Genomic DNA, 12,927 nt, shown 5'->3' with positions numbered 1-12,927 from the left:
CGAAAAAAACTTCCCGTAACCCGCCCTTTTTAATCACTAAACGATTATTTGGATTTTATATAATTCTTACCGTTGGCTTTTGGTCCAGATGCTTTACCTAAGAACGCCACTAAAACGATAATTGTTAATAGATAAGGCGCAATCTGTAGTAAAACTGGTGGAATTGAAGAAATAACTGGTAATTGCGCGCCGATGATACTCAAACTTTGTGCAAAACCAAAGAATAAGGATGCACCCATCGCACCTAGTGGATTCCACTTACCAAAAATCATTGCAGCCATTGAGATGAACCCTTGACCGACAATCGTTCCTGCTGAAAAGTTCCCAGAGATCGATTGAGCAAAAACAGCTCCACCCATTCCTCCAAGAAGACCAGAAATCAAGACACCTGAATAGCGCATCGCATATACATTGATCCCTAGTGTATCTGCAGCTTGAGGATTTTCCCCAACAGAACGTAAACGTAAACCAAATTTAGTTTTGAAGATGACGAACCATGCGATAACAGCAATTAAAATCGCACAATACGCTGGTAAAAATGTATTTCTAAAGAAAATTTGACCAATCACTGGAATCTCAGATAATCCAGGAAATGAAAAGTAACCTAAGTTTTGTGAGATATTGTCTGTTTGTCCTTTACCATACCATGCTTTGATCAAAAATACACCTAAAGCAGGTGCCATCAAATTGATGACCGTTCCGCTGATGATATGGTCTGCGCGCAAGCTGATCGTTGCGACTGCATGGATCAAGGAAAAGAGAACACCAACCACGCCACCGACTAAAATAGCAATCCAAGGAGTCATTGAGCCTAATGTGTCACTCATCGTCAAGTTGAAGACGACCGCACTAAACGCCCCCATCACCATGATGCCTTCTAACCCAACGTTGACGATCCCGCTTCGTTCAGAAAACGTTCCGCCTAAGGAGGTTAAAATCAACGGTGTTGAATAAACAAGTGTTGATGTAAGGATCAAGGAAATCAGTTCTACTGTTGACATTACAGCTCTCCTCCTTCTTGATTTTGATGATTTGGTTTCGTTTCAATCGTTGCGACGATTTCCTCTTGTTTTTTCCCTTGGAAGAATTTCGCCATAAGGAAACGAATCAAGAAGTTGATCCCCACGAAGAAGATGATCAAGGCAATCGATACATTGACGATTTCAAACGGTACCCCAGCACCGGTCTGCATCCCTAATCCACCGATTTTTAGGACACTGAATAATAGCGCAGATAACAAAATCCCAATGGCAGAACCAGAACCTAATAATGACACGGCCATACCGTCAAACCCGATGGATAATGAAGTTGTTTGAACGAAGAAGTTTTGGTATGTTCCTAGTCCTTCGACCACACCACCTAGTCCAGCTAATCCACCAGAAATAACCATGGATAAGACAATTGTTCGTTTACTACTCATTCCCGCATATTCAGAGGCGTATGGATTCAATCCAACAGAACGGATCTCAAAGCCTAAGGTTGTTTTCTTCATAACGATCCATACAACCACTAACGCAATCAGTGCCAAGAAGAGTCCGCCATTCACACGAGAGCCTCCAAACATCTGCGTTAGCCAAGGAATACGTAAGGAAGCATTCTCACTGATCATATTTGAAGAGTCTAAACTTGAACGATAAGATTCAGGCATTATTTCATGAAGTGTATACGTACTTAAATAGAGCAAAATATAATTCATCATGATTGTTACGATAACTTCACTTGTTCCAAAGAACGCACGTAACAATCCTGGAATAGCTGCGGCCATTGCCCCAGCAAGTGCACCTAAAATCACGCACATTGGCAAGAGAATGATTTTTGGTAGATCTGGAAAAGCTAATGCGGTCCAAATGCTTATGATCCAACCACAAAGTGCTTGTCCAGAAAGCCCGATATTAAAGAATCCGGCTGAATTTGCAACAGAAAAACCTAAGGCTGTAAAAATCAAAGGTGTTGCTTGTCTTAATGTTTCACCGATACTTCGTTGTGAACCTAACGAAGCATTCAACATGGAAGAATATCCTTGGATTGGATGGTAACCAAAGGCAACCATCAAAATAGCACCTAGAATCAACCCTAAAATAACCGAAAATATAGGCACTAGCAGATTACGGAACCTTTCGCTACGATCATTCATGTGTGTCACCAACCTTTTCTAACTCTCTACGTGCTTCTTCTAAAGTATAACCCGCCATCAATAGACCTAGCTCGTTTTCAGATGTTTCTTTTGGATCAACGATCCCGACGATTTTTCCTTGATGGATTACCGCAATACGATCGGACACATTTAAAATTTCTTCTAATTCAAAACTAACCAATAAAACTGCTTTGAACTTATCACGTTGCTCAATCAAACGTTTATGGATAAACTCGATCGCACCAACATCTAATCCACGTGTTGGATTCGCAACGATCAGTAGATCAGGGTCACGATCGATCTCACGTGCAATGATGGCTTTTTGTTGGTTCCCACCAGATAAAGCTTTCGCTGGAACTAATTCGTTCGTTGTCCGCACATCATACTCATCGATTAAATCTCTCGCATGTTCATTCATCACACCATAATTCAACAGACCATTTTTACTATACGGTTTTTGATAGTAGGTTTGCATGGCAATATTTTCAGATAAAGTCATATCAAGGACCAAGCCATATTTATGTCGATCTTCTGGCACATGTCCTAGCCCAGATTCAGTGATTTTACGTGGTTTTTTATTCGTGATCTCTTCGTCTTTCAAACGAATCGTTCCACTTTCTACTCTACGTAAACCAGTTAACGCTTGGATCAACTCCGATTGTCCATTTCCATCGATTCCAGCAATACCTAAGACTTCACCTGCTCGGACTTCCAGACTCAAATCTTTCACTGCTTCTAATCCCCGGTTTTCTTTAACTACAAGATTTTCAACAGAAAGCACCACTTCTTGTGGACGTGCTTCTTTTTTCATTGTTTTGAATGAGACGGTTCTTCCGACCATCATATCGGCTAACTGTTGCGAAGAAACATCTTTCACATTGACCGTTCCGATTCCTTGACCACGACGAATGACCGTACAACGATCGGCAACTGCTTTGATCTCATCTAATTTATGTGTGATCAAAATGATCGACTTTCCTTCTTTGACTAACTCTTTCATGATCACGATCAATTCATCGATTTCTTGCGGCGTCAGTACGGCTGTTGGCTCATCAAAGATCAAGACATCTGCCCCACGATAGAGTGTTTTTAAAATCTCCACACGTTGTTCCATACCGACAGAAATATCACGAACGTACGCATCCGGATTCACTGCTAAGCCGTATTGTTCAGATAATCGTTTGATTTCTTCACGGGCTTTCTTGCGGTTCAAGATACCGCCTGTACTTGGCTCACTACCTAGTACGATATTTTCTGTTACTGTGAATGCATCGACTAACATAAAGTGTTGATGCACCATTCCGATCCCTAATTGATTGGCTTTCGTCGGGCTCGTGATGTTTACTTCTTTGCCGTGCATCAAAATCTCACCTGATGTTGGCTCTAAAAGACCGGATAAAACATTCATTAACGTTGATTTACCTGCACCATTTTCACCAAGCAAGGCATGGATTTCTCCTGCTTTCACTTGAAGGTTGATGTTGTCATTTGCTTTGAAAGTACCGAATTGTTTCGTGATATTTCGCATTTCGATGACAATATTTTCTTGATCCACATTTTTCACATCCTAACAATTTATATCCAGACGACATTGTTTAAAAAATAAAAGGGACGATGACGATCGTTCACAAAACGTCGCTCATCGAGTAACCAAAATCCAAGGAGCTAAGCTACTTGTTACAAGTTGTTCCCTTATCCAAATCGGGGTACCTAGCAACTTGCATAAAAAAACAACATTAAGTAGATAACTAAACGATAGCCCTGTTAAACAATTGTCCAACAAGGCTATAGAAATGGTATTTATTAGCTTTCAGGAGTTTCAGGAACTTCGATATCACCTGAAATGATTTTTTCTTTTGCTTCATCTACTGCTTTTTTCGCTTCATCAGAAAGTTGGCCTTCAGTGATACCGACACCATCTTCTTTCAAACCATAAACAGTGTGTTCGCCACCAGGGAAGTTACCGTCTGCTGATTGTTGAGCTAAATCTTTTACAACTGTTCCTACACCTTTAAGTGTTGATGTCAATGTGAAGTTTTTGTCTTCACCATTCAATGTGTAGTTTCCTTCGTCAGATTGGTCACGGTCAACACCGATTACCCAAACTGTTTTGTCGCCTGATTCATTTAATGATTTTGCTTCTTGGAAGACACCGTTACCTGTACCACCTGAAGCATGGAAAATGATGTCAGCATTTTGTGCGTACATACCTTGTGCGATTGAACGTCCTTTATCTGGAGCTGAGAAATCACCTGCATATTGGTTCAATACTTCGATTTCTTTGTTCAACGCTTCAGCACCTGCTTTAACTCCGGCATTAAAACCAGCTTCAAAACGGTCGATTACTTCACCTTTAACACCACCGATAAATCCAACCACATTTGTTTCAGTTGTGTAAGCTGCTGCAACTCCAGCAAGATAAGAAGCTTCGTTATCTTTGAATGTTGCTGAAACGACGTTGTCTTTTCCTTCGATCACATCATCAATGATTGCAAAGTTTGTTTCAGGGTTACTTGTTGCTTGTTCTTCGATTGCAGGTTTCAATTTAAACCCAATCCCAAAAATTGTTTTGAAGCCAGCGTTTAACGCTTGATCGATATTTGGGATATAGTCTGATTCATTGGCAGATTGGAAATATTGGAAGCCATCGTTTCCACGTGACAAGCCTTGCTCTTTACCCCAATCTTCTAACCCTTCCCAAGCTGACTGGTTGAATGAACGGTCGTCGACGCCACCTGTATCTGTAATCAATGCTGCAGTTGCTGTTCCTGATGCACTGTTTCCACCGGTTGAATCAGTAGAATCTGAACCGCCGTTACCGCATGCGCTTAAAAGTAAGCCTGCTGATAGTGCGATAGCACCTAAACCAAATAATTTTGCTTTTTTCATTTCTGTAAAGCCCCCTAAAAGTAGTTGTTTTTTCAACAGTCAGCTGACTGAATTGAACATAATTTATAAATCTTTTTCTGAAAATGCGTAAGGTAATAACTCTCTTACCGTCATCGTTTTCGCCACACCATTGTCGCCAACCAACGTGACTGGCATCTCTGGGTCACAAAATTCTGCCATTACTTGGCGACAAGCACCACATGGAGAAATCGGCTCAGGTGTATGACCTGCAACGACTAGATGTGTAAAGTCCATTTCTTTTTCAGATACTGCTTTAAAAAACGCAGTACGTTCTGCGCAATTCGTTAAGCCAAATGACGCATTTTCGATATTCAATCCTTGATAGGTTTTCCCAGATGCTGTCACTAAACAAGCACCTACTGGAAATTTGGAATAAGGCACATACGCTTTATCCAAAGCGTCGATAGCGATATCGATCCATTCTTGTTTGATTTCTGACATCTTTTTCTCCTTAGAATATTAATAGCCTTCGCCAGTTGAACCGGACATGATTGACACACCAGCACTTGTACCGATTCGTGTTGCACCGGCTTCGATCATCGCAATGGCTTCTGCTTCATTGTGGATACCTCCTGAAGCTTTGACGCCCATTTCTGGACCAACCGTTTCACGCATCAAGCGGATATCTTCCACTTTCGCGCCACCTGTTGAGAACCCAGTAGATGTTTTCACAAAATCAGCTCCTGCAGCTTTCGCTAATTCGCAAGCTTTGATGATTTCCGCCTGTTCTAACAAGGCTGTTTCAATAATTACTTTAACTAACGCACGATCTTTTGCAGCTTCGACTACGGCTTCGATATCTTTTTTCACGACATCGTCTTGTTCAGATTTCAAGGCACCGATATTGATGACCATATCCACTTCATCTGCGCCATTTTCGATCGCATTCGTTGTTTCAAATGCCTTTGTTGCGGCTGTATTTGCTCCTAATGGGAAACCAATAACGGTACAAACAGCGACTGGCTCACCTTGTAATTCCTCTTTCGCCAAGGCAACCCATGTTGGATTGATACATACTGAATAGAAATGATGTTTTTTTGCTTCCTCAATAATGCGCATCACATCTGCTTTTGTTGCATCTGCTTTTAGAATTGTGTGGTCGATCATTCGATTTAATTCCATGTCTCTTCTCCTTTTACTCTGTAATGATGTCATGAATCAAGATAGGCTGTTCAGCCGTATCACCGATTTCAATATTTTTATATAACAAGTCGATCACTGGCGAAATGTCTTCTTCATTACTATAGATCGTCAATAGCGATTCGCCAGTTTCTACTTTATCACCGATTTTCTTATTCAATCGCAAACCAACAGCATGATCGATCGAATCTTCTTTCGTTTTACGTCCTGCACCAAGCATCATTGCTGCGATCCCTAATTCGTTCGCAACGATTTTTGTCACGACACCTGTTGTCTTCGCTGGCAGTTCATAAATATAACGAGCAGTTAACAACCGCGCAGGTTCATCGACAACTGTTGGGTCGCCCCCTTGGTTCTGGATCATTTCTTTGAATTTAGCTAAAGCTTTTCCTGATTCAAGGGCTTCTTTCAGCATTTCGCGCGCTTCTTCGATCGATGCCGCTTTTTCGGCTAAAACGACCATTTGACTACCTAAAGCATAGCACATTTCAACTAAATCTTCCGGTCCGTTCCCTTGAAGTGTTTCAATGGCTTCAACGACTTCTAAGCTGTTGCCGATTGCTTCACCCAACGGTTCAGACATATCAGAAATCACTGCTACTGTTTGGCGACCGGCTAATTTGCCGATCCGTGTCATGGTCTTCGCTAGTCGTCTTGCATCTTCGATATTTTTCATGAAGGCACCGTCACCCGTCGTCACATCTAGCACGATCGCATCCGCTCCTGCGGCGATTTTCTTACTCATGATCGAACTCGCAATCAATGGGATCGAGTTGACCGTTGCCGTCACATCACGCAAGGCATACAATTTTTTATCTGCTGGAGCGAGATTGCCCGATTGGCCGATCACCGCTACTTTACTTTCGTTCACGGTGCGGATGAATTCTTCATCTGATAGTTCGATCCGAAATCCAGGAATAGCCTCTAACTTATCTAATGTACCACCTGTGTAACCAAGACCACGCCCTGACATTTTTGCCACAGTTGCGCCTACACTTGCTACTAAAGGTGCTAAAATCAAGGTGGTTGTATCCCCTACCCCTCCGGTAGAATGCTTGTCGACTTTGATCCCATCTAAGGAACTCAAATCGATCACATCGCCAGAATGAGCGATTGCCAACGTTAGATCAGTGATTTCTTCATCGGTCATATCTTGATAGAAGATAGCCATCAATAATGCGCTGATTTGGTAATCAGGAATGTTATCATTTGTGTAGTTCGTGACAATGTACGAAATCTCTTCCTTTGATAACTGGTGTCCATCTCTCTTTTTTTCGATCAAATCGACCATCCGCATGCCGTAATCCTCCTCGTTCTTCATTCGGTATTATACAGGAATTTTGAAAAAGGTAAACCACTTTAGTAAACCGGTTTACTATTTTCCCGCAATGTATCTTACCAGCTTTGTAAACACTTACATAAGCAATATAACGCCCTACTAGACCTTTGTCAATGTTTTTACGCTCTCACGAATAATTAATTTTGTTTCAAAGACTTTGTTCGGAACTTTTCTTTGTGGAAATTCAATCGTATCAATCAAAAAGCGAGCTGCATAAAAACCAATATCGAAACTCGGTTGTTTGACCGTTGTCAACTTAGGGATCATATACTCAGACAATTTTAATCCATCAAAGCCGATGACCGAAATATCCTCTGGAATACGCTTGCCCATTTCATCGATTGCTTGGTAACAACCAATCGCCATGGCATCATTGCCACAAAACACCGCCGTCACATCTTTGTGCCGTAACAAGCGTTTACTTGCTTCGTACCCTCCTTGGACAGTCAGATCTCCTTCTTCTACAAACTTACCGTTGAACGCTAATCCATGATCTTTTAATGCATGACGATAACCATTGAATCGCTCTTCTAACTGATAATAGCCAGTTGTCTCTTTTAGCATACCAATTTTAGTATGACCATTTTTGATCAATAACGAGACAGCTTGATAAGCGCCTTCATATTCCTTCACGATCAAGCGACCGTTATCCCGACGATTCAACCCACGATCGATCAGGATGATCGGCATGTTGTTATAAAAACCACTATCAAGGGCATACTCTTGAGGCAATACATTCGGCGTTGCTAACAATAAACCATCCACGGATCGATGAGAAAGTTCCCTTAAATACTTCAGTTCATTGTCTTGACTATGTCTGGAGTTACAAAGAATGATGACATATCCTAAGGGATTTAAATAACTTTCAACCCCTTCGATCACTTTTGAAAAGAAGAAATCCGTCACATCTGGCACGATCATACCAATCGTTTTTGAGTGACGATTGATCACATTAGAAGCAAAATAATCTGGCTTGTAATGATGTTCATTTACGATCGACAACACTTTTTTTCGTGTCTTTTCACTAAAACGGCTGCCTTTATTATTTAAAATCTGTGACACAGTCGTCACTGAAACACCCGCCATCTCAGCAATATCTCGAATTGTCAGTTTCACTTTTGTTCCCCCTTTATATATGTAAATTCCCTAACAGTGTACCAAATGGTTTTCAAAATGGATAGAGGAAATGAGGCTTGGTCAAAAGTAAATGAGTCTCATATAGAGATTCACTAGATAAATTTTATAACAATGTCTTATGTTTCGTGGTTCACTCTCACTTCCCCTTATCCTACTTTATTTACCTATCACCGATGACTATCCGTTTATTTGGTGTAGTAACATCTATACTCTACAACTCGACCGACCCACGCTAGTATATTTAAATTGCTCTGATTTTAAAGACTTTTAAAAAAACTCGATGTGCTTTTTTACTGTTATTTTAGATATGTAAAAGCATTAAATAATATGTTATTTTTCTATCTTGCATTACTTATTTATTACTTTATTGGCACTATCATTTTCCTTTCACATCCATTGATCAACTTCTTGTACAAACAAAAACAGTTAAAGAAATCCTTACTCATTTCTTCAACTGTTTCGTTGCTTATATTCAGTTGTTTTTAGTCTTCCTTCACACTTCGGATAATATAATAGCCTTTATCTTTGATCACGATTTCTGCGTTTCCAAATGTTTCTTGCATTTTCTTTTGTGCGCTAGGTGCCCCTTGTTTTTTCTGAATGACAATCGTTAAAGTACCGCCCGTACGTAAACGAGGATACGCACCTGTCAAGATTTCATGTACGACTTTTTTGCCTGCTCGGATCGGCGGATTGCTGACGATTGCAGCGTAATCTGTTTCTGTCACCTCTTCATAAATGTTTGACTGATGAATCGCTACATTTTTGATTTGATTTCGCTTCGCATTTCCTTGCGCTAAATCAACCGCTCTGGCATTGATGTCTACCATTTCCACGAAACGTTCACTCGCATAGGCAAGCGAAAGCCCGATTGGACCATAGCCACAGCCAACATCCAAAATTTTGCCTTCTGGTAACTGTGTCCATTCAAAGGCATCGATCAATACACGTGAGCCATAATCAACTGTTTCACGTGAAAACACGCCGGAGTCCGTCACGAACTGAAAGGTTTTCCCTCTTAGCTCAAATGACCATTCGTCAAACTCATGAGCTGTCTCTGGGTGTTCGGAATAATAATGATTCGTCATAGTTTCCATCCTTCTTATCTGTTAGTTGTTCATAGTCTAACGTGTTCCATGAGAAGGTGCAAGTGAAACTGTATGTCTTCGGTTTTCTTTTACAGAATCAAGCGATTTAATGCAATACAGAAAGAAAAATCGCATTCCTTAGTATTTCTCTATTTACCCTTTTTCGGTATTTGCGTAATCTGTTTCGTGAAAGTAGGAACAGGGTACATCGGACGAGCATGACCCTTGATATAACCGTCTTTATGATGATAAATAGCGAGATGATCACCCGATTAAAAGAAGGAGTATTATTGACTCTTACTTCCGCTGACCTTTATGATGTGATTGAAAAAATAATCATATTAGGTGAGGTTACTCTGAAGAACATAGGTTATCGCTCGGAAATGTCGAGAGACAGTAACGAGTAAAGCAGGGATTGTCGAATTAAGGCTTTTCTAAGATAACTAGAACTTGTTTCTTACGTCTCAGAAAGCCAAAGCTCAATTAACGTGATTACAATTGCGCACCACAATTGCAAATTACACTTTCCAATGTTTATTTGAGTACGCCGCCCTTTATGTATTAAGGAGGCTTTTTTATGTTGTCAGCAAAAATTGCACCACCAAGAAACCGGTGAACATTGCTTTAGGTAAACATGGCTGTCTTGGTACCCTATTGCTATTTCAACTATTTCGATTTCCTTACTTGGTTGAGATTCGCTTCATCCACTACAACAAAGCAATGACTGTCTTTCCAGAAAAAAATTTATTAATGACCAACTCACATCCAATTCCATCAGCAAACAATAAATTGTACGGATTCATTTACTATTCAATTATATAGTGATTTATTTCACAATTTATTAAGGATTGTTTAATCTCTACGTGCGCCTCAACATAACTATTGTTTTTTTAAGAGGAGAATAGAATGATAAAGGAGGCATAGCTGTATGTCGATCGAAAAATTAGAATATTTCTATATGATTGCCCGTTTCAATAGTCTCTCACAAGCTTCAAAAGAGCTCCATGTTAGTATTTCTTCGTTAAGTAGTTCGTTAAAAAGTTTAGAACAAGAAATCGGGACAGATCTGTTTGAGCGTCACGGGAAAAAGATCATATTGAGTACCCATGGAAAAGCAATCCTTCCTTCCGTAGAATTGATTTTGGCGGAAGCGAAGAAATTGAATATCTCATTAAATGAATCAGTAGACTATCCTTCTTTGCGTGTCGGCACAAGCGATGCTTCGTTTATCTTTGAAGCAAACAAATATCAAAGCCGGCATCAAAACTTTACGATCGACTACCGTTATATTCCTTCATTGGATCTGCTAAATAAACTAAGTCAGAAAGAAATCGACTTTGCCATTACTTCTGCTACCTTAGATCACCCCAAATTCATTCAAACAAGGTTAGCCACTTTGGAACTTAAAGTTGCAATCAGTAGCTATTTTGTAAAACCAGATGGGATATTATCCGCGGAAGTACTAGAAGAGTTACCTTTTATCTTTTTACTCGACCATGTCGAACATCAAGTGATTACAAAAAAAGTAGTCAAACAGCTGACCAATGAACCAAAATATATCGTCTGTCCAGATAGTTTAGGAGCAACGAAAATGATTACAGAAGGAAAAGGAATGCTATTAGCCAATACCTTTGCGCAAGAACTTTTAGCTATTGAACCTGTTTGTTTTGTCTCGCTGCCAACATTTCCAACCATTCATTTTTATCTTTATAAAAACAGTGAATCAGAAAACTTTTACTTCTATCCAGAGGTTGAAAAAGAAATCCAAGCGATTTTCAATCAAACATGTCACACTACACAAATGATGGGCTCTGCTGATACTGGCACCTATTACTTGCCAAAACGATAAATACTGAAATCAAAATAAAACAAGTATTTCAATGTCGTAAATGAACACCGATAAGAGATCCCAGAGAGATTTATCTTCGAAAAGTAAGGCGGCTTCCACTGAATTTGTTCTTCAATTTTTGGTGGGTGTCGTTTTATTTCCCAGAATGTTACTTCTATTCCTACTATTTCAGCTAACTTTGAGTTAAACTGTTACTTTTTTCTTATACAATCCTCTATTCTCTTCGCCTCTTTTCAGTTATCAAAAAAGAAAGAACGCCTATTCTTCCATCCTTTGATATGAGAAAAAACCATTTAGTTTCTCGCCTAAGTGGTAGGGTTTGACACGCATTTATGTTAAAATAGGTCCATTGATGGGAGAATCCAGGAGGCTATGTATGAATGATCCAATGAATTATTACCGTGTGGCAAGAGAAGAGTGGCGCGAATTTTACCGAAATGGTCAAGCTCCATTGACACAAGATGAACTAGATAGTATAAAAAGTTTGAATGACCGTATTTCCATGCAAGATGTTCGCGACATTTATGTACCACTTGCGCACTTGATTTTTCTGCATATGAAAGAGTTTGAATCCCTCTCTCTGAGCAAAGGGTTATTCCTTCATAAATACACTCAAGTCCCACCGTTTATTATCGGGATTGCCGGAAGTGTCGCAGTCGGTAAAAGCACCACCGCGCGCTTATTGCAAATGATTTTGTCTCGGACATTCAAACGAAGAAATGTCCAGCTAATCACCACAGATGGTTTTTTATATCCGAATAAAGTCTTAAAAGAACGTGGTATCATGGACCGGAAAGGATTTCCGGAAAGTTATGACATGGAAAGGTTGATCGATTTTCTTAATCAAGTGAAATCCGGTCAAGAAACAACCAAAGTTCCAGTCTACTCTCACGATGTCTATGATATTATTCCCGATGAATATGAACTGATCCAACAACCGGACATTTTGATCGTCGAAGGAATCAACACGCTTCAACTACCAGCTAATCAACAAATTTACGTCAGTGACTTTTTTGATTTCTCTGTGTACGTTGATGCAGATTCTGAATTGATCGAAAAATGGTATTTGGATCGCTTTGGCGCGTTACTTGATACAGCTTTTCAACATCCACAAAACTATTACTACCAATTTGCCATTGGTAATCGTGAAGATGCGTTTAAAATGGCAAGAGATGTATGGAAAAATGTGAATTTGAAGAATTTAAACGAATATATCTTGCCTACTCGTGGAAGAGCCGATATAATTCTCCATAAAACTGAAAATCATATTATCGATTCGATTTTCATGCGAAAATATTAGCATTTTAAAATAGTTCAACTATTTTGAGAT

11 protein-coding genes and 1 riboswitch are annotated in these 12,927 nt (G+C 39.8%); of the genes, 2 read left to right on the top strand and 9 right to left on the bottom strand.

Features of this window, described 5'->3' with window-relative positions:
* Positions 1-44: 44 nt before the first annotated feature.
* The 9 genes from IGJ00_RS00390 to IGJ00_RS00350 form a co-directional block, all read right to left on the bottom strand.
* The gene (locus tag IGJ00_RS00390) at positions 45-1,001 is read right to left on the bottom strand and encodes an ABC transporter permease (RefSeq protein WP_010734484.1); all 957 of its coding nucleotides are present in this window, start codon (positions 999-1,001) and stop codon (positions 45-47) included.
* Positions 1,001-2,134 carry an ABC transporter permease gene (locus IGJ00_RS00385; RefSeq protein WP_071867739.1) on the bottom strand — a complete coding sequence of 378 codons (1,134 nt, stop codon included), beginning with the start codon at positions 2,132-2,134 and terminating at the stop codon, positions 1,001-1,003. Before IGJ00_RS00385 ends, IGJ00_RS00390 begins: the two co-directional genes overlap by 1 nt.
* The gene (locus tag IGJ00_RS00380; RefSeq protein WP_071867740.1) at positions 2,127-3,689 is read right to left on the bottom strand and encodes an ABC transporter ATP-binding protein; all 1,563 of its coding nucleotides are present in this window, start codon (positions 3,687-3,689) and stop codon (positions 2,127-2,129) included. The genes IGJ00_RS00385 and IGJ00_RS00380 overlap by 8 nt, the downstream gene beginning before the upstream one ends.
* A 248-nt stretch (positions 3,690-3,937) precedes the next feature.
* Positions 3,938-5,023, bottom strand: a complete 1,086-nt coding sequence (locus IGJ00_RS00375; RefSeq protein ID WP_071867741.1) for a BMP family lipoprotein — start codon at positions 5,021-5,023, stop codon at positions 3,938-3,940.
* Positions 5,024-5,086: 63 nt separating this feature from the next.
* Positions 5,087-5,485 carry a cytidine deaminase gene (locus IGJ00_RS00370; protein WP_071867742.1) on the bottom strand — a complete coding sequence of 133 codons (399 nt, stop codon included), beginning with the start codon at positions 5,483-5,485 and terminating at the stop codon, positions 5,087-5,089.
* Between the two features lie 18 nt (positions 5,486-5,503).
* Positions 5,504-6,166 (bottom strand): deoxyribose-phosphate aldolase, encoded by a 663-nt coding sequence (deoC, locus tag IGJ00_RS00365; protein ID WP_071867743.1) that lies wholly within the window; start codon positions 6,164-6,166, stop codon positions 5,504-5,506.
* Between the two features lie 13 nt (positions 6,167-6,179).
* On the bottom strand, positions 6,180-7,481 hold the full coding sequence (locus tag IGJ00_RS00360) for a pyrimidine-nucleoside phosphorylase (protein WP_086335289.1): 1,302 nt from the start codon (positions 7,479-7,481) through the stop codon (positions 6,180-6,182).
* A gap of 141 nt (positions 7,482-7,622) precedes the next feature.
* Positions 7,623-8,639: a LacI family DNA-binding transcriptional regulator gene (locus tag IGJ00_RS00355; protein WP_071867745.1), complete on the bottom strand. Its 1,017-nt coding sequence runs from the start codon at positions 8,637-8,639 to the stop codon at positions 7,623-7,625.
* Between the two features lie 503 nt (positions 8,640-9,142).
* On the bottom strand, positions 9,143-9,748 hold the full coding sequence (locus tag IGJ00_RS00350; protein WP_071867746.1) for a class I SAM-dependent methyltransferase: 606 nt from the start codon (positions 9,746-9,748) through the stop codon (positions 9,143-9,145).
* A gap of 330 nt (positions 9,749-10,078) precedes the next feature.
* A riboswitch (M-box (ykoK) riboswitch) is annotated at positions 10,079-10,246 on the top strand.
* A 430-nt stretch (positions 10,247-10,676) separates the two neighbouring features.
* Here IGJ00_RS00350 and IGJ00_RS00345 point away from each other — a divergent pair.
* Together IGJ00_RS00345 and coaA are read left to right on the top strand one after the other, a co-directional pair.
* Positions 10,677-11,597: a LysR family transcriptional regulator gene (locus tag IGJ00_RS00345; protein ID WP_071867747.1), complete on the top strand. Its 921-nt coding sequence runs from the start codon at positions 10,677-10,679 to the stop codon at positions 11,595-11,597.
* Between the two features lie 376 nt (positions 11,598-11,973).
* Entirely contained in the window at positions 11,974-12,897 is a 924-nt protein-coding gene (gene coaA / locus IGJ00_RS00340; protein ID WP_019723173.1) for a type I pantothenate kinase, read from the top strand.
* Positions 12,898-12,927 lie beyond the last annotated feature (30 nt).

Source organism: Enterococcus sp. AZ062 (assembly GCF_051715065.1).
In the GTDB taxonomy this organism is placed as follows: domain Bacteria; phylum Bacillota; class Bacilli; order Lactobacillales; family Enterococcaceae; genus Enterococcus_B; species Enterococcus_B mundtii.
This window is presented reverse-complemented; position numbering and strand designations above follow the sequence as displayed.